At 62.2% G+C, this 22,167-nt stretch carries 16 protein-coding genes and 1 pseudogene; 6 read left to right on the forward strand and 11 right to left on the reverse strand.

Going from position 1 to position 22,167, the window contains the following annotated elements; all coding sequences use genetic code 11:
* Positions 1–32: 32 nt before the first annotated feature.
* The 9 genes from AB7933_RS13350 to AB7933_RS13390 all read right to left on the reverse strand — a co-directional run bounded on the left by AB7933_RS13350 (position 33) and on the right by AB7933_RS13390 (position 12,027).
* On the reverse strand, positions 33–2,390 hold the full coding sequence (locus AB7933_RS13350) for a hypothetical protein (RefSeq protein WP_024074719.1): 2,358 nt from the start codon (positions 2,388–2,390) through the stop codon (positions 33–35).
* Between the two features lie 10 nt (positions 2,391–2,400).
* A complete protein-coding gene (locus tag AB7933_RS13355; RefSeq protein WP_024074720.1) occupies positions 2,401–3,540 on the reverse strand; it encodes a hypothetical protein in 1,140 nt (379 codons plus the stop codon).
* Complete coding sequence (locus AB7933_RS13360) at positions 3,519–4,955, reverse strand: alkaline phosphatase family protein (RefSeq protein WP_024074721.1); 1,437 nt, start codon at positions 4,953–4,955, stop codon at positions 3,519–3,521. The genes AB7933_RS13355 and AB7933_RS13360 overlap by 22 nt, the downstream gene beginning before the upstream one ends.
* The gene (eboE, locus tag AB7933_RS13365; RefSeq protein ID WP_024074722.1) at positions 4,945–6,165 is read right to left on the reverse strand and encodes a metabolite traffic protein EboE; all 1,221 of its coding nucleotides are present in this window, start codon (positions 6,163–6,165) and stop codon (positions 4,945–4,947) included. The genes AB7933_RS13360 and eboE overlap by 11 nt, the downstream gene beginning before the upstream one ends.
* Entirely contained in the window at positions 6,162–7,046 is an 885-nt protein-coding gene (locus tag AB7933_RS13370; protein ID WP_024074723.1) for a TatD family hydrolase, read from the reverse strand. The genes eboE and AB7933_RS13370 overlap by 4 nt, the downstream gene beginning before the upstream one ends.
* 39 nt (positions 7,047–7,085) lie before the next feature.
* Positions 7,086–7,769 carry an EboA domain-containing protein gene (locus AB7933_RS13375; protein WP_024074724.1) on the reverse strand — a complete coding sequence of 228 codons (684 nt, stop codon included), beginning with the start codon at positions 7,767–7,769 and terminating at the stop codon, positions 7,086–7,088.
* Positions 7,766–8,635, reverse strand: coding sequence for a UbiA family prenyltransferase (locus AB7933_RS13380; RefSeq protein WP_041160900.1), 870 nt, complete (start codon positions 8,633–8,635; stop codon positions 7,766–7,768). Before AB7933_RS13380 ends, AB7933_RS13375 begins: the two co-directional genes overlap by 4 nt.
* Before the next feature lie 5 nt (positions 8,636–8,640).
* Positions 8,641–10,512 (reverse strand): 3-dehydroquinate synthase, encoded by a 1,872-nt coding sequence (locus AB7933_RS13385; protein WP_024074726.1) that lies wholly within the window; start codon positions 10,510–10,512, stop codon positions 8,641–8,643.
* Between the two features lie 576 nt (positions 10,513–11,088).
* Complete coding sequence (locus tag AB7933_RS13390; protein WP_024074727.1) at positions 11,089–12,027, reverse strand: LysR family transcriptional regulator; 939 nt, start codon at positions 12,025–12,027, stop codon at positions 11,089–11,091.
* A gap of 109 nt (positions 12,028–12,136) precedes the next feature.
* Between AB7933_RS13390 and AB7933_RS13395 the strand changes: the two genes are divergently transcribed.
* The 6 genes and pseudogenes from AB7933_RS13395 to AB7933_RS13420 all read left to right on the forward strand — a co-directional run bounded on the left by AB7933_RS13395 (position 12,137) and on the right by AB7933_RS13420 (position 19,108).
* The gene (locus tag AB7933_RS13395; protein WP_024074728.1) at positions 12,137–13,636 is read left to right on the forward strand and encodes a CoA-acylating methylmalonate-semialdehyde dehydrogenase; all 1,500 of its coding nucleotides are present in this window, start codon (positions 12,137–12,139) and stop codon (positions 13,634–13,636) included.
* Positions 13,637–14,103: 467 nt separating this feature from the next.
* Positions 14,104–14,409 carry a hypothetical protein gene (locus AB7933_RS13400; protein ID WP_024074729.1) on the forward strand — a complete coding sequence of 102 codons (306 nt, stop codon included), beginning with the start codon at positions 14,104–14,106 and terminating at the stop codon, positions 14,407–14,409.
* A 251-nt stretch (positions 14,410–14,660) separates the two neighbouring features.
* Positions 14,661–15,911, forward strand: a complete 1,251-nt coding sequence (locus AB7933_RS13405; protein WP_024074730.1) for a glycoside hydrolase family 68 protein — start codon at positions 14,661–14,663, stop codon at positions 15,909–15,911.
* A 981-nt stretch (positions 15,912–16,892) separates the two neighbouring features.
* A pseudogene (locus AB7933_RS13410) lies at positions 16,893–17,312 on the forward strand (HAMP domain-containing protein); the annotation flags it as partial.
* Positions 17,313–17,414: 102 nt separating this feature from the next.
* On the forward strand, positions 17,415–18,170 hold the full coding sequence (locus AB7933_RS13415; protein ID WP_370531119.1) for a methyl-accepting chemotaxis protein: 756 nt from the start codon (positions 17,415–17,417) through the stop codon (positions 18,168–18,170).
* A gap of 17 nt (positions 18,171–18,187) precedes the next feature.
* Positions 18,188–19,108 carry a substrate-binding domain-containing protein gene (locus AB7933_RS13420; RefSeq protein WP_024074732.1) on the forward strand — a complete coding sequence of 307 codons (921 nt, stop codon included), beginning with the start codon at positions 18,188–18,190 and terminating at the stop codon, positions 19,106–19,108.
* A gap of 419 nt (positions 19,109–19,527) precedes the next feature.
* Here AB7933_RS13420 and AB7933_RS13425 read toward each other — a convergent pair whose 3' ends face one another.
* On the reverse strand, positions 19,528–20,595 hold the full coding sequence (locus AB7933_RS13425; RefSeq protein ID WP_024074733.1) for an ABC transporter ATP-binding protein: 1,068 nt from the start codon (positions 20,593–20,595) through the stop codon (positions 19,528–19,530).
* Positions 20,592–22,166: an ABC transporter permease gene (locus AB7933_RS13430; protein ID WP_093235722.1), complete on the reverse strand. Its 1,575-nt coding sequence runs from the start codon at positions 22,164–22,166 to the stop codon at positions 20,592–20,594. The genes AB7933_RS13425 and AB7933_RS13430 overlap by 4 nt, the downstream gene beginning before the upstream one ends.
* Position 22,167 lies beyond the last annotated feature (1 nt).

Below are 22,167 nucleotides of genomic sequence, written 5' to 3' on the forward strand. Positions count from 1 at the left end.
CAGGTGCGTCACCCGGTGGTCCTGTCCGAGGCTTACGAGTAGTCGCTCATACTGAGCGGGACGGGTGGGTAATTGCGCTTCACCAGGGCCTGCGCCCACAGCTCCAGCACGGCGCGCCGGCTTTGCGGCATGTCGCGGGTGATGGGCATCGCCAGGGTGCTTTCCTCCTGGTACTCCTTGCTGATCAACACAATCAGCTGGTCGACGGCACCTTCGATGCGCGTCAGGGAATTGAGCGGCATGTACTTGCTCATGATCGGGTACAGGTAATAGAACGGTTGCAGGATGAAGGGGTAGATAAAGCTCTCCCAGATCAGTTGGCCGGCGTCTTCACGTTGGTAGACCTGGTTCCATGCGTCGACAAAGTCCTGCTGCATCTGCGGCTCCAGCGGCAACACGCGCAGTGGCGCGAGGAAGTCGGTGAAGGCCTGGTTGAGCGGGAAACTGAACGGGATCACCGGTGCCTGCTGGCCTTCCTGCACAAAGAAACGCAGGGTCGGAAAGCCAGGGGCCTGGGCGGTGACCGTCAGGTTGGCAATGCCGTTGGCGTCGGTCTGGATCTGGGTCACGCTGTACTGCACCGTGTTGCTGAGCGGGTCTTGCAACGTGCCTTGCCGGGGGATCGGGTTGGCGAACGACAGGCACGGGCTGAGGGCGACGGAGGCGGGTGTCGGCAGGAATTGCTGGTAGGTCACCGGCACCGTTTGATCGTCTGATTCGACGATCCGCGTGGCCATGAGCTGGCGACCGGTGCCCTCGGTGACTTCGGCGAGCAGTGTCGACGTGCCGTTGAATTGCGGGAGGTTGGCGCTGTTCTTGATCGGGTTTTGCGGGTCGTTGTTGAACAGCGTGAAGTCGGCCGCGTTGCTGAACGCCAGGTAGTAATCGGTGGTGCACAGCATGTAGGCATTGCTGTACTCCGCCACCCACAACACGGTCCCGGCCGGCGCTGGCAGGCCATCGTATTGCACCATGATCTGCAATGTCTTGGTGTCGCCCACGTCGATGAAGCTGGCGCTCTGCACCACTTCGGCTGTCCACATTTGCTGGGTGGCGGCGGGGGGCGTGGTGGCGCCTTGCAGTTGCAGTTCCAGCGTGCCGGTTTGCAGCTGCGCCTGGGCCTGGGCGGTGAGGGGCAGGTCGAGGATACCCGCACGTTGGTCGAACGCCGCCTGCTGGTAATCGTCATAGCCGAAGCTGGCCAACGGGCTGAATTGCTCGCCCTGCCGGATACCGATCTGGTAGTTGCCGGCCTGGAACTTGGCCGCCACCGGGATGGGCGCGGTCTTGTCGACCGGGTAGAACGGAAAGGCGTTGCCCAGGTCCAGCGACAACGTATCGCCATGGGCCTGCGCCGAGATCACGCCGAGTTTGGCCGAGGTGGTTTGCGTGGGCGAGGTGATCGGCACCGGGTTGGCCGGGATCAGGCGCCGACCGGCCGGGGCGGTGGGGAATTCACCGTCCAGCCACAGGCCCAGGGTGCCGACCGTGCGGCTGTAGGCCGGGTTGAAGAAAATATCGCCGACGTTATCCAGCCCTTGTTGATACATCGCCGTCACCTTGGCCAGGGCTTCGGGGCTGGAGGAGTGGGTGTCGATGGGCGGGTAGTTATTGAAAATACCGTTCCTGTCGTAGCACGTCAGGTAGGTGGAAAAGCGAAACATCAGCCCCTTGGCTTTTTGTTGTTCCATCTGCGCCTGCAGGTTTTGCAGCAAGGCCGAGTTGCCGATGACCCAGGCCAGGTTCTCTTTCGGGAAACAGGTCTGCCAGGTGGTGGTGACGTAGCTCAGCCCGCCAAGGTTGGCCCAGTTGAAGTTCAGGAAGCGGTCGAGCATGCGGTGCTCGCGCTTGAGCGTCAGGCCACATTGGTCGGTGCCCAGCACCAGTTTGTCGAAGTACAGCGCAGTGAACGTGTTCTGCCAGGGGCTCACGTCGACAAAGCGCGCCGGTGTGGGCGCGTTGCTGCCAAACGGGTTGCCGAGCAATTGGAAGCTCTGGTTGATCAGCGGGTCCTGGCTCACATACCCCCCGGTGGGCAACTCGCCGCCGGTGACCACGGACTGGATCTGGTTGTAGCTCACGGTGCCGCAGGCATTGTCCCCGAACAGGTTCCATTCGCCGGGGATCATCGGCGTGGTCAACTGCGAGGCGTTGCCCGGTACTTGCAGGACATAACCGGGGATCTGGCTGTGTGGCAGTGGCGCGATCGTCCACGGCAGCAAGGTGCTGGCGGCGTTCTGCGGGGTGACGTTGAAGCTGTCCAGGAACCGCCAGTTCATCTGCATCTTCACCGCATCGTAGAGCGGGTACATGTCGTTGTTGTTAGCGGTCGGCGGGTTCCAGAACAGATGGCCGCCCAGGTAGATACGCGGGAAATTCAATACGCTCATGTCAGGCTCCTTAGCGTTGCCACTGGGCGCGTTTGAGCGACCAGACAAAGTCCAGTTTGTGGTAACCGACAAAGTCGGTGGCCGGCAGTAGGGCGGTGGGGTACACGATGCCGCCCTGTTCCTTGAGGGCGAAATTGAAGTAGCCCTGTTTCGCCGAGTACGCGGCTGTAGCGTGGCAGGCGAAACACGACGATTGGCTCTGGAAGGCCGACTCCAGCTGGGAATTGGCGAGCAGGGTGGGCGTGGTGTTGGACTGCACGCCAATCAACTCGTACTGCGCCAGTTCGGCGTACTGGGCCTGGAAGAGCGTGTTGACCGGCTGTGCCGCCGGTGTCGGCCCGGTGCTGTTGGTCATCGGCGTGGGCGGCACCGCATTGGTCACGGTGTACTGGCTGTTGTGGCGGTTTTCGAAGGTGGTCCAGACCCAGTCGGGGTTCAGCTTGTTGATCACATGCAAGCCGCTCAAGGCGGCATAGCCCACCTGGTACTGTTCACCTTGCTGGTAGTAGGCCTGGGCGATGTAGTAGCCATCGTTGGCCAGTTGCTGCTGGTAGCTGGGGTCGTTGCCGATCCACAGCCACGCGGCTTTCAGTTCCCAGGCGGTGGCGGGGAAGTTGAGATCGCTGGTCAAGGCGGCCTGGCCGTTCACGTTGTAGACCTTCTGCTGCACGATGTAGTCGAACGTGTCCGCGCCCATCAACAACTGGAAGCGCACCGCCTGGCCTTGCTGGTCCTTGGGGACCTGGCCGCCCATTTCCAGGATCAGCCCGTCCACCTGCTGCGTGGCATTGAGGTTGTGAAAGGTGCGACTGAGGTTCATGCCCAGCGCCTTGGCCTGTTGCAGCACGGCGTCTGGCGGCGGCGTATTTTGGTTGTACGGCTGGGGCGGGGCGCCGTTGGCCAGGTACACCTGGTCCGAGGGTTTCAGGGTTTCCCAGACCCGGTCGGGGCTCTGCGCGCTGGCGGGCTGGTTCAGGCAGGCAAACCAGTTCCAGGCCAGGGTGTCCGGGCTTTGCACAAAGGCCGCCCGGGTCTTGTCGAGGTTGCCTCCAAATTGCAGGAAGTTGCTGCAATCGAAGGGGTTGGTGTCCTGTGCCTGGGCCAACCCGGCCAATGCACTGAGGACCGTTATAGAGAAGGCTCGCCGCATGAAAGCTCCTTGGCAATGGCCAGTTCGGTGTGTGGGCGCCCCAGGAAGTGTTCCAGGAGCAGTTGCTTCACTGCCGTCGCCGCAAGCTGCTGCGGTATCGGCAGATCACAATTGGTGATCAGCAGGGGGCCGGTCTGCACGCTGGTCGGCAGGCGCCCGTGGCTGCCGCGGACCAGGGAGGTGTCCAGCGGGATCAGGTCCATGTAGTAGCGAAATCCGAGCTTTTTTTGCAGCAGGCGGCGCGCCACTTTCAGCATGGGGAACCGAATCGCCGGGTCGATAAACAGCTCGACCGGGTCGTAGCCAGGCTTGCGATGGATGTCCACGGTGCGGGCAAAGTCGGGGGCCTTGCGGTCGTCGAACCAGTAGTAGTAATCAAACCAGCTGCCGGCGGCGGCCACGGCCACCAGCTCGCCGCTGCGCGGGTGATCCAGTTGCCAGGCGCGTTGCTCGGCTTTGTCCAGCACCTGCTCGATGCCGGGCTGGCGCTGCAACAGGGCTTTGACCCGAGGGATGTCCTGTGCCTGCTTGACGTAGACATGCGCAACCTGATGATCAGCCACCGCGAAGGCCGCGCTGGCGCCGGGGTCGAGCAGCTCCCAGCTCAGGGATTGGCGCACCTGCAACCAGCCTTCGGTGCGCAATACACGGTTGATCGACACCGATTGCTCGACGGCCTCGATGCCATATTCCGACAGCAGCATCACCGCGGCGCCCTGCACCTTGGCGAAGGCCAGCAGCCGGCCGACTTCACGGTCGATGGCCCGCACTTCGTCGACGATCGACGGGTGATCCGGGCCCAGGCGCTGCAAGCTGTAGTCGAGATGGGGCAGGTAGACCAATTGCAGGTGGGGACGGTTGATCTGGAACTCGGCAATGGCGCAATCGACGATCCAGCGGCTCGACGCGATGCCGGCCGCCGGGCCCCAGAACCCGGGAAACGGGAACTCGCCAATCTGCTGTTCGATCTGTTCATGCAGCCCGGGCGGTGACGAGTACAGGCCGAACTGTTTACGCCCGTCCGCCGGGTAATGCGGGCGCGGGGTGATGGCGGCGTCCACGTCGGCGTACATGTTGTACCACCAGAACAATTGGCTGCAGCGAAAAGCCGGGAACTCGCGCTTGAGCGTGTGCCAGACCTTTTCGCCCTGGACCAGCGCATTGGGTTGCAGCCAGAAGCGCACTTCGGCCTGGTCGCGAAAGTACCAGCCATTGCCGACGATACCGTGTTGCGACGGCGGTGCCCCGGTCAGGATCGACGCCTGTACCGTCGACGTCACCGCCGGGAACACCGGTTGCAGGTGGGCCAGCTTGGCAGTCCTGAGCAGGGCATTGATCTGCGGCGTGGCTTCGCCCAACAACGAGGGCGTCAAGCCCACCACATTGATCAACAACAGCGGTTGCTCAGAGGGCATGGGCGTAGGCCTCCTGGACCGCAGCGTGCAACAGGTTGCGCTGGCGCAGTTGGTCTTCGACCCAGCGCAGTTCAGCAGCGATGCCCTCCAGTTGCGCCGGCTCGGTGGCCGGGCGCAGTTGGGCGGGCAACACGCCCCAGCTGTAGGTCTCGACTTCCAGCACCGGCCGACAGTCCACATGGCCCGCCAGGTAGTCGAAGGTCTGCGCCAGGGCGACCTGGCTGCCCGTCAGCTCCGGCAACAGCAGGTGTTCACTGAACAGCGGGATGTGGAAATGAATGCGCAGCTCCGTGAACTGCGCGCAGTCACTGAGGGCCGCGGGCAAGTCGGCCCAGGCAACCAGGCGACCTTGCGCATCGAGTGCCTTGACCTGATGCAGGTAGGTCGCCTCGGCAAAATGCCCCAGGGTCTTGAGCACGTGGTCGCGGCGCTGATCGCCTTGAGGCGGCAAGCGGCAAATCATCGCGTTGGACAGCTGGATCTTGCCCACCGGCACCCGCGCCTGGTGCAGCCGCGTCAACGACTCATAACAGTCTTCGAACATCACGGCCTGGTGGCATACATCAAAACACAGCGCCAGGTACTCATGGTGTGGGTCGAAGGTTTGCCGTTGCTGGAAGAAGGCGATGGCCTGCGCGGTGTTTTCCAGCACGCAGTCCGGTTCCATTTCCAGGCAGAACAGGATTTTCTTGCCGGTTTGCCGATGCAGCGCGGCGAGTGCGCGGGTGAGTTGGCTGAGGTGCGCATCGGCGCGTGCCTGCCGTGCTGGGGTCCAAGTGGCGGCGTAGCCCAGGGGCACCGTGGAAATCACCCCCTGCGCGCAATCGGCTGGCAAGGCCTGGGCGAGGATTCGCGCCAGGTCCAGGCTGTACGCCAGGCGTTGTGGGTCGGCCCAGTCGGGCAGGTACACCTCGGCTTTCACCGCGCCCTGATGGAATTCGCCATAGGGGAAGCCGTTCAGCGAGGTCAGGCGCAGGCCGCTGTGTTGCAGCAATTGCAGGAACGATTCACGCGCCGACGCCTGTTGCAGTTCGGCCGCCGCGCGCGCGCAAATCCACAAGCCGCTGTCCTGTTCGTCGAGCCCGCGCAAGCGCCGCACGCCCTGGAAGTGCCGCGCGATCGAGGCCCGCAGCCCGGCGAGGTCACGGGTGGGGTGGACGTTGCTGCAGTAGCCGACCCGGGGGGCTGTCCAGCCGCTGACGGCGTTCATTTGATCACCGGGTCCTGGCCGCGCAGGGCCGAGTTTTCCTGCCATTGCTTGCGCTGGTCGATGGGCAGCGGGGTGCTGACGAGGGCCTTGTCCAGTTGCCCGCTTTGGGCAAAGAAGTCCACCGGGTTATGGAACAGCACCTGTTCGACCTGGGCCTGGGTGAACCCGGCCGCCAGCATCGCTTCGCCGGTCTTGGGCACTTTCAGCGGGTCGCTGATGCCCCAGTCGGCAGCGCTGTTGACCACCATTTTTTCGGTGCCGTATTCCTGGAGCAGGGCGACCATGCGCTGCTCGGACATCTTGGTGTTGGGGTAGATGGAGTGCCCGCGCCAACAGTCGCTGTCCAGTACCAGCGGCAAGGTCAGCTCGTTGAGGTGGTCAATGATGACCAGGTGCTCGGCAATCCCCACCTCACGGATCACCGCCAGGGTGCGTTTAGTGCCGCCGATTTTGTCGCGGTGCGGCGTATGCACCAGTACCGGCAGGTTGAATTGCTTGGCCAGTTCCAGTTGCGCGGCGAGAAAGCGATCCTCTTCGGGGGTGATGTCGTCATAGCCGATTTCGCCGACGGCCACTACGCCGTCCTTGACCAGGTAGCGCGGCAAAATCCCCAGCACTTCATTGGCGATCGATAGGTCATTGGCCTCCTTGGGGTTCAGGCCGATGGTGCAGAAATGGTGGATGCCGAACATGCTCGCGCGAAAGCGCTCCCAGCCCAGCAGGGTGTCGAAGTAGTCGACGAAACTGCCGACACTGGTGCGCGCCTGGCCCTGCCAGAAGGCCGGCTCGATCACCCCGGTGATCCCGGCGGCGGCCATGTTCTGGTAGTCGTCGGTGGTGCGGCTGACCATATGAATGTGCGGGTCGAAATACTTGAGCATGGTGGATCCTCGTCAAGGGAAAAGGGGCGGCACTGGGCGTCAATTCAGGTACGTGTGCCATTCCGGCGGCAGGCACAGGCCGCGCAGGCGTTGCAGTTGTGCCGGGCTGAGCAGGTTGAAGGCGATCACCCGGGGCAGGCCGGGGGACACGCTGCGCCCGGCGGCGAGCTGTTCGTCCAGCAGGTCGAGGGCCAGCTGGTTGAGGCTGACGCTGTGGCGCTGCGCCAGGCCGACCAGGCGCGTGATGTCCAGGCCCATGCCGAGTGCTTTGAGCACCAGTTGGTGAAAGGCGTGCTCCGGGTAGTGACGCGACGGGTAGGCGGAGTCGAGGGCGAGGGCGGCAAACACCTGGGGGTTGCTGGTGCGCCCGGCCTGCAGCGCCAGCGCCAGGCACTGCCCGTCGCTGTCGAGCCAGTCGAGAGCGTTGAGCAAGGCGATTTTTTCCAGGTCGTCGCCCCACAGGAACAGCTGGCGCAGCAGTGCCAATCGCTCGGCAGCGGCGCAGGTCTCCAGCACCTGGGCCAACAGCAAGGCCCGCGCCAGCGCGACCACGGGCGCTTTCAACTGGCGCTTGCACTGGCCGCTCAACAGTGCGGCCGTGTCGGCGTCCGGCTGTTGCACAAGCCGTTGCTGCGCCTGCTGCCACCATTGTTGCTCGGTGTTATCCAGCTGCTGGCTCAAGTTTTGGCGATGTTCGGTGAGGCAATCCTGGCGCATGTTCATGTCGGCTTGATCCAGCGTTGAAAGTGGGGCAGCAGGAAAAACACCAGCACACATAACAGGCTGCCAACCGGCTGGTCGGCCACGGCCAGTACCAGTGCATCGAACAACGGCAGGGCGGCCAGGCCGGCACCGATAAACGCGCGAACCTGGCGCTGTTGCGGGTTGGCCAGGTGTTGGTGGTAGTGCCAGCCCAACCAACCGAGCCACAACAGCAGCACCGGCCAGAACCACAGGTTGTTGGAGTAGATCGCCAGGGCCAGCGGGCTGAGCATCAGCAGCAACGGCAGGCGGCTGATCAGCTGGTTGCGGTGTTCCTGGCGTGCCAGGTAGGTGAGGCCGCTGATGTACACGCCGAGCAGGATCGCGCAGAGCCAGATCGGTTCCGGTGGCACCGCCAGGCTGGCGGCGGCGGTGAGGTACAGCGCCGAGCGACAGGCCCCCATCAGCCACACGCTGTGGGCGTACTTCTTGTGCAGCAGGTTGTAGCCGAAGATGCAGCCCACCAGCAGCAGTACGCCGCCGAGCAACCAATGCGGCTCATCGATCAAGCGGCTCAGGCCCAGCACCGCGGCAGCGGCCAGGCTCAGCAACAGCGCGGTCGCCACGCCGACTTGCTGGCGGCTGGCCAGGCCCAGGGTGATCGGGCGCGGGTTGTGGTGTTGCCGGTCCCAGTCGGCATCGAGCAGGTCATTGAGCAGCATGCCCGCCAGGTACAGCAGCGACAGGGTGATCAACAGCAACCCCCACACCAGCCATGACGGCGGCGCCAGGGCGCCGGCACTGCTGGCGAGCAGGGCGGCGGCCAGGGTGTTGGTCCACACCGTGGGCAGGTTGGAGACGCGGCCAAGGGTCATCCAGGTTTTCATCGGGCTCATTGTGCGTAGCCCTCACCCAGCGGCAGCGCGGCATCGCTGCGACTCAGCAGGCGTTGCAGGGCAGCTTCCATCTTCGCGTTGTCGATTTCGTGCAGGTCCACCGACTCACCGATGCGGCAGAGCATCGGGATCGACAGTTGCCCGCCCAGGTGCTGACGGAATTCCTCCAGCCCGAGCAATACCGGCGAGCGACCTTGCGCGTCCCGCAAGGCCAGCTCCGGTGGGCACAGGTTGAAACCGAGCGTGAGCAACAACTGCATGATCCGTTCGATGTCGGCATCGCCCAGCAGCCCCAGGGCATTGGCGTACACCCCATCCAGGGCCATGCCCACCGCCACCGCCTCGCCATGGCGCAGGCGGTGATGGCTAAGGTTTTCCAGTTTGTGCGCGGCCCAGTGCCCGTAATCCAGGGGCCGGCCGTTACCGCGTTCGAAGGGGTCGCCGGCCCCGGTGATGTGGTGCAGGTGCAGTTCGGCGCAGCGGCGAATGGCGTAGCGGCTGGCAGCGTGATCGAAATGGGCGAGGGCGTCGGCGTGCTGTTCCATCCATTCGAAAAAAGTCCGGTCCTTGATCAACGCCACCTTCACCGCCTCGGCCAGCCCGGCGATCTGGTCGCGGCGGGTGAGGCTGGTCAGCAGTTGAAAGTCATTGAGCACCGCCGTGGCGGGGTAGAAGGCGCCCAACAGGTTCTTCTGGCCGAAGGCATTGATGCCGTTCTTCACGCCGATACCGGCATCGTTCTGCGCCAGCACGGTGCTCGGGATACGGATCAGGCGAATGCCACGATGGAAGGTGGCGCAGGCGTAGCCCACTGCATCCAGCACCGCGCCGCCGCCCAGGGCCAGCACGTAGCAATGCCGGTCCAGGCCGTGTTGCAGCATGTCGCTGTACAGCCGTTCCAGTACCTGCGCGTGCTTGCTCAGTTCACCGGCCGGCAGCGCAATCGGTGCCGCCTGCAGATGCAAGTCGGGATACGCGGCAAAGTAGCTGTCGATCTCTTCCAGCAGGTGCGGTGTGCTGAGCAACAGTTGTTCATCGGCGAACACCAGTACCGTCACCGGGCCGCTGTGCTGGGCGGTGAGTTGGCGATGCAGGCAAGGGTTGAGCGGGGCGAACAGGTGGTCGGTGAACACCACCGGGTAGTCATAACGGACTTCGAAGCGCCCGTGCAGCGCTTGCTCGGCGTGCGGCTTGCGCGCGGCCTTGAACAGGCTGTAGCCCGCCACAAACACCACCGGCAACACCATGCTGGCGAGGATCGTCACCAGCAGCGCGTTTTGCTCGATCAGGAATGTACCGATAGCCGTGTAGGCCAGGGCCAGGCCCGCGTTGGCCAGGGTGGTGATGACTGTAAATGCCCGCAGCGGATAGCGCTGCATGCCGGCGGCCACCACCGAGGTTTCCGCCAGTACCGGTACGCCACGCAGGCAAATCAGCGAGAGTGTGCCCAAGCGATACGCCAACTGCCCCGGTTGGCGCTGATGCAGGCCCAGGCGGCCTGACAGCAGGCGAAAATACCCGGCCCCCAGGGCGTACCCCAACCCGGCACCGAGGCACAGGCCAATGAAAATCACCAGGTAACCGCCCAGGCTGCCCAGCATCGCCACCGCCAGCAGCGCCACCAGGCTCGACGGTACGGGCAGCACCACGTCCAGCGCGAGCAGGGCAATCAGCAGCAGCGCCAGGTTGAATGTTTGCGTGGGGGTCGTCGGCTGATAGAGGTTGAGGTGTATCAGGACGTCTTGGATCTGTTGTTCGAACAACAGGAAGCTGGCGATGACCAGCCCCGAAAAGCACAGCAATGACAGCCAGAAATGTTCAACTGGCCCCTTTTTCGAGAACGCACGATACCACCGGCTGCGCTTCATCAAAGCATCCCTTTTGAGTGTTAAGACTTAAATTCCGTGTCTTGTGTTAACGCTGCGTCTGGTCGGTTTTCAGAGCAATAAAATTCCTCGCCTGGATGGCTGTTTATACGGGCAATGGCTGATTGCCTTCATGGTATGGATGAACTTAGTCGGTTGTGGTTTTTTTGCAAGTTTGTCGGGCGACAGCGTTTTAAAACGGGACTGAAGGCTGGTCGAGACGGGTTTTATGTGATGGGATTTATATATTGAATACAACGAGTTGCATGGTGTTTTGAATGACGCCAATAACCCGTCAAACGTGTTTGTCTTGAATGAGTCATTGATGTTCAAGTGCGCGAAGCGTGTTGTTTTCGGGGATGAATTATTGCCGTTCGCTATATAGCGTTGTTCCACGTTGTATTTGTCGAGAATGATTCCGTTTAATGCGGGCATGCTCGAACCGTGGAGTTGTTTCGGGAGCGTCCAGCAACTAAAGGGACCTGCGTTATTGGCCTTTAAACCCGTTGTGTGCAGCGTTGCCCGCAATGCTGCGGGGTGCGCACGGATGCGATCAAGAGGCCACTGAGCCGGCGTGCGCTAACCGAGGAAACGAAAGCCGCTAGAGAGTTTTTCCTTGAGGTAACCCACCAGCGCACTCACCGACTTGGGTACATGGGGCGAGTAGGGCCGAATCAGGTAGATCTCATCGGCAAACGCGCCCTTGAGCGTCCAGTCCTTGAGCACCTGCACCAGTTTGCCGCCGGCCAGGGCGGCGTGGGCGCTGAAGTCCGGGAGCAGGGCGATGCCCAGGTGGTTGAGCGCCGCGTCGCGCAAGGCTTCGCTGTTGTTGGTGGAGAAGCTGCCGGCGATGGGCACGGTGACCCGTTCGACTTTCCTGCTGCCGCGCTCGAAGGTCCAGGCCGGTTGGTCGGTGCCGCGCGGGTAATAGAGGCAGTTGTGTGCGCTGAGGTCGGCGGGCGCGCGCGGTTCACCGTGGCGTTGCAGGTAGTCACGGCTGGCAACCAGCACTGAGGTGGTGTCGCACAGCTTCCAGGCCACATGGGTTTCCGGTACCTGGAAACCGTGGCGCACCGCCAGGTCGTAGCCTTCGGCGGCCAGCGAGCTCAAGGCGTCCGACACGTCCAGCTGGATACGCACCTGCGGGTAGTGCTGGAGGAACTCCGACAGGTGCGGCACCAGCTGTTGCCGGGCGAATGCCACGGGGGCGGTCAAGCGCACCAGGCCACGAATCTCGCCGGCGGAATCGCGCACGGACGAGAAGCTGCGGGCGATTTGCTCATAGGCACCGCGCACTTCACGGGTCAACGACAACCCGGCATCGGTCAACCGCACGCTGCGCGTGGTGCGCGTCACCAGGCGTGTGCCGGTGGCTTTCTCCAGGTCGGAAATACGCTGGCTGACCGCGGATTTACTCACCCCCAGGCGCGCGGCCGCAGCGGTGTAGGTGCCGTGTTCCTCCAGCACTGAGAGCCAGTGAATGTGGGTCCACAGCCCTTCGATCTCGGATTTTTCCATGGGGTTATTGTTCGCCTATGAGGACAATCAGTTCTGGATTCTGCTCTGGTTTGGAACAAACCGAAAGCCTATCGTGTGTCCCAACGCAACCCACCTGGGATCTACTGCCATGACTACAACAATCGAGCACTACATCAACGACCAGCGCGTCAGCCGCGATGATCGCTATCAGGACGTCTACAACCCGGCCACCGGCGAAGTGACCGGCCGCGTCGCCCTGGCCAGCCGGCAGACGGTCGATGAGGCCGTCGCCGCCGCGCAAGCCGCGTTCACCCGTTGGGCTGACACCCCACCGATCCGCCGCGCCCGCGTATTGTTCGAATACCTGCACCTGCTGCGTGAGCGCAAGGACGACCTGGCGCGCATCATCGTTGCTGAACACGGCAAGGTCTTCACCGATGCCCAGGGCGAAGTCGACCGTGGTATCGACATCCTCGAATTCGCCTGTGGCATTCCCAACCTGCTCAAGGGCGAACACTCCGACCAGGTTTCCCGTGGCATGGACAATTGGACGATGCGCCAGCCCCTGGGCGTGGTCGCCGGCGTCACACCGTTCAACTTCCCGGTGATGGTGCCGATGTGGATGTACCCGATCGCCATCGCGGCGGGCAACACCTTCATCCTCAAGCCAAGCCCGACCGACCCGAGCGCCTCGCTGTTCATGGCCGAGCTGCTGCATGAAGCTGGCCTGCCCAAAGGTGTATTCAACGTGGTGCAGGGCGACAAGGAAGCGGTGGACGCGCTGATCGCACACCCGGACGTCAAGGCCGTGAGCTTTGTCGGCTCCACGCCGATCGCCCAATACATCTACGAAACCGGCGCGCGCAACGGCAAGCGCGTCCAGGGCCTGGGCGGCGCAAAGAACCACATGGTGGTAATGCCCGACGCGGATATCGAGAAAACCGTCGACGCGCTGATGGGCGCCGCCTACGGCAGTGCCGGCGAACGCTGCATGGCCATCTCCGTCGCGGTGCTGGTGGGCGATGTGGGCGACAAAGTCATCGCCGCCCTGACCGAACGAGCCAAGCAACTGCGCATCACCGACGGCCGCGACCTCAAGGCCGAAATGGGCCCGATCGTCTCGCGCGCCGCCCTGGAGCGCATCAGCGGCTACATCGAACAAGGCGTGCAGGCCGGCGCGCAACTGCTGCTCGACGGACGTGACTATGTGCCTACCGAAGCGGGCCTGGAAAACGGCTTCTGGCTCGGCGCGACCTTGTTCGACCACGTGACCAAAGAGATGAGCATCTACCGCGAAGAAATCTTCGGCCCGGTGCTGGCCTGTGTGCGCGTGAATGACTTTGCCGAGGCGGTGAAGCTGGTCAACGACCACGAGTTCGGCAACGGCGTCAGCTGCTTTACCCGCGACGGCAACATTGCCCGCGAGTTTGCGCGGCGTATCGAAGTGGGCATGGTCGGCATCAACGTACCGATCCCGGTGCCGATGGCCTGGCACGGGTTTGGTGGCTGGAAGAAGAGCCTGTTTGGCGACATGCATGCCTACGGCACCGAAGGCGTGCGCTTCTACACCAAGCAGAAGTCGATCATGCAGCGCTGGTCGGAAAGCATCGAGCAGGGTGCGGAGTTTGCGATGCCTGTGTCCAAATAACGCTTGGAAGAACACCGCAGGGCAAATGTGGGAGGGGGCTTGCCCCCGATGGCGGTGGATCAGTCGTAGAGATGTCGACTGACCCACCACCCTCGGGGCCAAGCCCTAATGCCATTCAGTTAAGCGTACATCGCCTTCTGTAGGAGCGAGCTTGCTCGCGAAAAACGTCAACGATAACGCGTGTTTCCTGAATGAACGCGGCGCCTGTAAGTTCTTCGCGAGCAAGCTCGCTCCTACAAAAAAGCCTTAACTGAACGGCATTAGGGCAAGCCCCCTCCCATTTTTTTGACTGCGCAAGGGTTGACGATTCAGTGATTCAAGAATACTGTACATAAACACAGTGTTTAAGCGCTGATCGACCAACACTCGGCAACTTCAGCCATGCCAAACACTGTGTGCAAGTTAACGGATTAACTTGATGCACAGGCTCGTTATACCGAGCCGTTTTATATCGAGAGAGGGAACTCATGTCCTATCCAGAACGCAAACTCATCGGCTTGACCGGTTTCACCCTGGCGCAGAATGCCAATATCCTTTCTGAACGTAATTGTTTTGGCGAGCGCAGCCAAAACAAAGGCATGTTGGGTGACAAGGGCAGCGGGATGTTCACTGATACAAACAGTGTGCCGCCGATCACCCATCAGAAGTCGCCTAAAACACAATGGACGGCAACTTCCAACGACGCCCAAACCTTGAAGGCGGCGGCGCAAGCCAAGGGCTTTACCCAGAAGAACGCCGGGGCCAAGGCCGCGGCGCGGGTGTTCGGTGATTGATTGGCTCGCTTTCTACTGAGCTGTCATTTATTGCAAGTGCCACTGTATTTATATCAAGGATATAAACACAGTGATGGCCTTTGTAATCTAAATAATCCCTCATGTTGTGATATTCAGGCTTCCATGTTAAACCTGTTTTCGCACTTGCAGATGCAACTATCATATGCTCTTTCAGTCGCCATTAAGTTGTGGGCTGTCAGGTGCTATTTAATCTTCGCTTGTCACTTAAGCGTCAGCAAAAGGACATCATCATGAAACATGCGAATCACACACCCACTCGCTGGACACGGGCCGATGCGCTGAAAGTTAATGAAAATGACCCGACGACGACACAGCCGTTAGTGAGTCCTGACTTTCCTGTCATGAGTGACACGGTCTTTATCTGGGACACCATGCCATTGCGTGAACTCGATGGCACGGTGGTATCGGTGGATGGCTGGTCAGTGATCTTCACCCTGACCGCCGATCGTCGCCCCCATGATCCACAATTCATCAACGCCGATGGCCGCTACGACATCAAGCGCGATTGGGAAGACCGCCATGGTCATGCGCGTATCTGCTACTGGTATTCGCGTACCGGCAAGGACTGGATCTTCGGCGGCCGTGTCATGGCCGAAGGGGTTTCGCCGACCACCCGTGAATGGGCGGGCACGCCGATCCTGTTGAATAACAACGGTGATATCGACCTGTACTACACCTGCGTCACGCCGGGTGCCACGATTGCCAAAGTCAGGGGCCAGGTTGTCACCTCGGACACCGGTGTCACCCTCCAGGGCTTTGATCAGGTCAAGTCGTTGTTCGAGGCCGATGGCACCTACTACCAAACCGAAGCACAGAACGCGACCTGGAACTTTCGCGATCCCAGCCCCTTTATCGACCCCGTCGATGGCAAGTTGTACATGGTGTTCGAAGGCAATGTGGCCGGCGAGCGCGGGACTCACGAAGTGGGCCCGAACGAGCTGGGACTGGTGCCACCGGGGCATGAGGACGTGGGCGGCGCCCGCTACCAGGTGGGTTGCATCGGCATCGCCGTGGCCAAGGACCTCAACGGTGACGAGTGGGAAATCCTGCCGCCGCTGGTGACTGCCGTCGGGGTGAATGACCAGACCGAGCGCCCGCACTATGTGTTCCAGGACAACAAGTACTACCTGTTCACCATCAGCCACAAGTTCACCTACGCGGATGGCGTGACGGGTCCGGATGGCGTCTATGGCTTTGTCAGCGATCATCTGTTCGGCCCCTATGCACCGATGAATGCGTCGGGGCTGGTACTCGGCAACCCGCCTTCGCAGCCGTTCCAGACGTACTCTCACTGCGTGATGCCCAACGGCCTGGTGACGTCGTTCATCGACAGCGTACCCACCACCGGCGATGACTACCGCATCGGCGGGACCGAAGCGCCGACGGTCAGGATCGTGTTGAAGGGCGCTCGCTCGTTTGTGCAGGAGTCTTATGACTACGGCTACATTCCGGCGATGCGGGATGTGGTGTTGAGCCAGTAACCCCAGTGCAAAAGCCAGCCTGATTTCATCAGGTAGGTGGGAGGGGGCTTGCCCCCGATGGCGGTGTATCAGGCACATATACAGTGACTGTCACTCCGCTATCGGGGGCAAGCCCCCTCCCACATTTTTTTGAGCGCGTTACAGCCTGTCTTCACCGCTCAAGTCCCAGCCCACCCGGCCGATACAGGCACTAGCACCACGAGTGATCCCGAACTCGTAGGGGCACGCCTGGTCGTCGCTCAGGTCAACGAATAAAAATCAAAAGGGGTGGCCATGACCATATTGCAGCGTGTGATCGGCGGGTTTGCGGTGTTGGTGCTGTTACTGCTGATCATGGCGGGGATCAGCTATCAGAACACGCAGTCCATCAGCAGTCGCTTGACCATTATTACCGGCCAGTCGGCGCCCTTGAGCCGGGCCGCCAGTGAGCTGTATGTGCATATCCTACGCGCCAACCAGGCATTGCTGGCCATTCAGATCAGCACCGACCCCAAGCAGATCGAGGACGGCAAGCGACCGTTTACCGAGAGCATCGCTCAGTTCAATCAGTTACTCGACAGCACCGTTGCCTACACAGGCGAGCATGAAGCGCTGCGGGCGAACCTGGCGCAGCAGCGCCAAGAGGTAGCGGCCTACGCCGAACAGGCGCAGGCGTTGATGACGTCCCACTTGCAACATGTGCAGCAGTTGGCGCTGACGCGCAAATTGCAAGGCTACAGCAGCGCGCAGGCCATGCAGTTGACCAGCTATTTGCGTGATTACATCGCGCATGCGCGCAGTGTCGGCGAGCCGCAACAGGTTGCCGCAGCGGAAAAGCTGCTGCTGGAAGTCAACAAATCCTACGATGGCTTCGCGGCCCATGCTGTCACGCCCGCCATTGATAAATTACAGCGTGTGCTCAATCTGCAAGACGAAGTGATCAGCACCCGGGCCCAGGCCCTGACGGCGATTGACCCGCGGGTCGGGCGGATTGCCGGGGTCATGGTCAACCGACTGCTGACGGATCTGACCGCCCCTGACGGCTTGTTCCAGGCTTATCAGGTGGAGGCGAAACTGGCCGCGCAGGTGCAGCAGCAACGCAATGCGGTGGAGGCGGCGCTGAAAGCCACCCTGGACAGGATTGGCGAGTTTGGCAGCCAGTCCCTGGAGGTGGCCAACCAGGCCAGTCAGTCTGCCAATGCCACCATCGGCACCAGCCGCAGCTTGCTGTTGATCGCGTGTGTGCTTGCGGTGCTGGCGGCGGTGTTGATTGGCACCTGGGTCGCCTTCAGCTTGCGGCGTCCGCTGGCGGCGTTTCGCGAAGTCCTCAAGACGCTCACTGCGGGCGACATGCGGGTCAGTTTCGATGTCAGCCGTAAAGATGAGTTCGGTGAGTTGGGGGGGTACCTGAACGAACTGACCAAGGCCCTGCAGAAAACCTTCCGTGAATTGATCAGCTCTGCCGATGCACTGGCCGTGACCGCCGGCAGCAACGCCTTGAACAGCGAACAGACCACCCGTGTGGTGGATGAGCAGAAGGACCGGTTGCAATCGGCAGCCTCGGCCATGACGCAGATGGAAAGCACGGTCGAAGAGGTGGCCCGGCGCGCGCAGGACACCCGCCAGGCCGTGGACGACACGAGTGAGCTCACCCACAAGGTGCAGGCGCGCGTGGCCGAGACCATCGTCAATATCCGCCAGCAGGCTGACCAGGTGAACAAAGCCACGCAGGTGACCGATGAGTTGCAGAAGTACGGGCAGAACATCGAGGGCATTGTGGTCGCCATTCGCACCATTGCCGAACAGACCAACCTGCTCGCCCTGAATGCGGCGATCGAAGCGGCCCGTGCCGGCGAGCAGGGACGTGGTTTTGCGGTAGTGGCCGATGAAGTGCGTTCCCTGGCCAGCCGTACCCAGACCTCGACCAGCGAAATCCAGGACATGATCGGGCTCATGCAGGAAAAAATTCACTCGGTGGTGCACGTGATGAACGAAAGCCAGGCGCAGTCCAGCCAGTGCGTGTCCCTGGCCTCGGGTGCCGGTGACTTGCTGCTGTCGATGAGCGATTCGGTCGACAGTATCCGCGACATGAATATTCAGATTGCCGCCGCCACCGAGCAGCAGAGCGCCACGGTGCAGGAAACCAGTCGGATGGTCATCCAGATCAACGATTCGGCCCAGCAGACGGCAGACGGTGCCGAGCAGTCCGCCATCAGCAGCCACGAGCTGTCGGACATGGCCAAGGTGCAGCGCGAGCTGCTCCATCATTTCAGCGTTTGAGCCGCGGGAGTCAGAACATGAAAGCATGGTTAATGCTCGCCTTGGGGGCGACGCTGTTCATTCCGGGCCCCACCCAGGCCGCCACGCCCTTGCTGGGTGTGGGCATGGCAAAATACGACGACAACTTCCAGACCCTGCTGCGCAATGGGGTGCAGCAACAGGCCAGCGTCATGAACGTCGACATCTTTATGGAGAACGGGCAGGACAGCATCGATTTGCAGATGCGCCAATTCCGCAACCTGGTCAACGCCAAGGTGGACGCGATTATCGTCGCGATGGTTGACGGCAAAAGTGCGGCGCAAATGATGCAGTTGGCCACGGACGCAAAGATCCCGTTGGTATTCGTCAACCGCAATCCGAACCCGGAAAAATGGCCGGCGCAGACCGCGTTTGTCGGCTCCAACGAGTTGGAGTCAGGGACGTTGCAGATGGAAGAGCTGGCGCGCCGCGCCGGTTACAAAGGCAATGTGGTGATTCTGGTGGGCGACCCGGCCAACGCATCCTCCTTGATGCGCACCGAAGACGTGGAAAAAGTCGTCGCCAAATACCCGGATATGAAAGTTGTCCAGAAAAAAGTCGGTAACTGGGAGCGTAGCCAGGCTGCCACGATCGTCATTGACTGGATCAAGCAAGGCGTCGATTTTTCGATCATCGCGGCCAATAACGATGAAATGGCGATCGGCGCGATCATGGGATTGGAAAAGGCCGGCAAGCAGGCCAAGGACTACTGGGTCGGCGGCATCGACGGCACCCCGGACGGTTTGAAATTGATGGCTGAGGGCAAGATGGCGGTCAGCGTGTTTCAGGACGCCGCAGGCCAGGCCGGCGGCGCAGTGGACACCGCGCTGCGCCTGGTACGCGGCGAGGTGCTGGAGTCGACGGTGGTCTGGGTGCCGTTCAAGTTGATCACACCGGAGAATCGCCAGGCGTTTGAATAGGGGCTCGGACTGAGCACCTCGATCCAGCCTTGGAACGCGGTCAAATGCATCGCCTTCTGTAGGAGCGAGCTTGCTCGCGAAAAACGTCAACGATAACGCGTGCTTCCTGAATGAACGCGGTGCCTGTGAGTTCTTCGCGAGCAAGCTCGCTCCTACAAAAAAGCCTTAGCTGAACGGCATGCGGGCTTGCCCTAATGCCGTTTCAGTTAAGCGTACATCGCCTTCTGTAGGAGCGAGGGGGACGCCTAGTTCTTGCTCGCGAAAAACGTCAACGATAACGCGTGCTTCCTGAATGAACGCGGTGCCTGTGAGTTCTTCGCGAGCAAGCTCGCTCCTACAAAAAAGCCTTAGCTGAACGGTGTTAGGGCAAGCCCGCTTGTTCAGGGGCGCGCCAACGTTGTGTAGATACCTCGCAAAACTCAGCGGGGGCTGAGGGCCGCTGGTTTTTTCAGCACATGGGCCATGCCCACCGTGCTGAGATACACCACGCTGCCCATGTTTGGCGCTTGCAGGCCCGAGCTGCGCACCAGGATGGCCTGGCCAGGCGCGTCCTCGCCCGGTTGCAACGCCACGGTCAGGGTGCAGGTATTGCCGCCGAATTCGCGCTCGGTGACCACGCCACGGCAGCCGGATTCGTCGGTGGTACTCAGGTGCAGTTGCTCCGGGCGCAGCATGATCTGTGCCGCACCATGATTGGCCTGGCTGTCGACCGACACGCGACCCAACGCACAGTGAGCCCAGCCCGCCTCAATCCGCGCGGGCATGACCACGGCTTCGCCGAGAAATAACGCGGTTTGTTCGTCCACGGGGTACTGATAAAGGTTCATCGGATGCCCCGATTGCACCAGGCGCCCCTGGCGCATCACCGCCAACTGGTCGGCGAACGACAGCGCCTCACTCTGATCATGGGTGACCAGGATCGTGGTGATGTTCGCATCACTCAGCAACCGCGCCACCATCTTGCGCATGGCCGAGCGCAGGCCGGTGTCCAGCGCGGAAAACGGTTCATCCAGCAGCATCAGCCGGGGCTGTTGCGCCAAGGCCCGCGCCAGCGCCACGCGCTGCTGTTGGCCGCCGGACAGCTCGTGGGGCCAGCGCCGGGCCATGTTGGCGTCGAGGGCCACGCTGTCCATCAGTTCGGCGATGCGTTCGTGCCGTGCAGCGTGCTTGGCCGCGAGGCCGAAGCCAATGTTGTCGGCGACAGTCATGTGCGGGAACAACGCACCATCCTGCGGCACATAACCGATCTGGCGCTGGTGGGCCGGCACGGCGTGGATGTCGTCGACCAGCACCTGGCCGTTCAGGGTCAGGCTGCCGCTGTCGGGGAATTCAAAGCCGGCAATCATCCGCAGCAAGGTGGTCTTGCCGGAGCCGGAAGGCCCGACGATCACCGTGCGGCTGCCGTTGGGCACCGCCAGGCTGACGTCGGCCAAGGCTGCTTGGGTGCCGAAGGTTTTGCAAAGAGCAGTGAGTTCGAGGGCGTTCATCGGCCGGCCGTGCGTTTGGATTGGTGGTAGAGGAGGCCGGTCAACGGCAGTGAGAGCAGGATCATGATCAACGCGTAAGGCGCGGCGGCGGCGTAGTCGATCTCGCTGGTCATCGCCCAGAAACCGGTGGCCAGGGTGCGCGTGCCGTTGGGCGCGAGCAACAGGGTGGCGGTCAGCTCGTTGGTGATCGCCAGGAACACCAGCGCCGCTCCTGCAGCGGCGGCCGGGGCCGCCAGGCGCATCGTGATCAGCCACAGGGCGCGGCCCGGCGAGCGGCCAAGGCTGCGCGCCATGTTTTCCAGTTCCACCGGCGCCTGGGCGATACCCGCACGCAGGCTCACCAGCGCCCGTGGCAGGAACATCAGCAGGTAGGCGAGCAGCACGGTGATCGTCGTCTGGTAGATTGGCCGGGCGAAGTGGATGGTCACCGTGACCAGCGCCAGCGCCACGACAATGCCCGGCAACGAGCTGGTGATGTAGTTGCAGCTTTCCAGGATGCGTTGCAGGCGCCCCGGCGCACGAATCGACAGCCAGGCAATCGGTACCGCCGCGCAGGTGGTCAACACCGCACCGGCAATGCCCAGCAGCACGGTTTGCTCCAGCGCCGGCAGCAGCTCGCTGAACTGCCAGACCTCACGCCCACCGGCGACCAGCCATTTGCCCAGGGTGACCAGCGGCACGCCGAGGGCCAATGCACAGGTTGCGGCTTGCAAGCCGAGGGAGAGCATGCGGGTGACGGCGCTCAGCCGCACGATGCGTTGCTCACGGGCACTGCCGGAACCGACCCGGGCATAACGTGCATGGCCGCGCGAGGCGGATTCGGCGGTGAGCATCGCCAGGCAACACAGGGCCAGCACCGCCGCGAGCATATTGGCCGCCGGGCCGTTGAAGGTGGACTTGAACTGATCGAAAATCGCCGTGGTGAAGGTGTCGAAGCGGATCATCGCGTACAGGCCATATTCGGCCAACAGATGCAGGCCGACCAACAGCGCACCGCCGCAGATCGCCAGGCGCAACTGCGGCAACACCACCCGCCGGAACACCGCCCAGGGCTTGAGGCCCAGGGATTCGGCCACGTCTTCAATCGCAGGGTCCAGCCGGCGCAGGGTCGCCGCCACCGGCAGGTACAGAAACGGGAAATAGGCAATCACCGACACCAGCACACCGGCCGGCAGTCCATGGATCGACGGCACCAGGCTGACCCACGCGTAACTGTGCACAAACGCCGGCACTGCCAGCGGCGCGACCGCCAGCAACGACCAGGCACGGCGGCCGGGCAGGTCGGTGCGCTCGGTCAACCACGCGAGCGCGACGCCCAATACGATGCACAACGGCAAGGTGAACAGCACCAGTAGCACGGTGTTCGTCAGCAACTCGCCGACGCGAGGGCGCCATACCAGCGCTTCGATTTGCGCCCAGCCGATTTGCCACGACACGCCGATCACAAACGCAATCGGCAGCAGCGCCAACAACGAAACCAGTACCGACAAACTGGTGACCCACGTGCCCCCACGGCTTTTGAACAGTCCGTGGGGGCGTTTGCGTAGCTGCGCGTGGGCGATGCCGGGTATC

This window comes from Pseudomonas gorinensis (assembly GCF_042015035.1).
Classification (GTDB): Bacteria; Pseudomonadota; Gammaproteobacteria; order Pseudomonadales; family Pseudomonadaceae; genus Aquipseudomonas; species Aquipseudomonas gorinensis.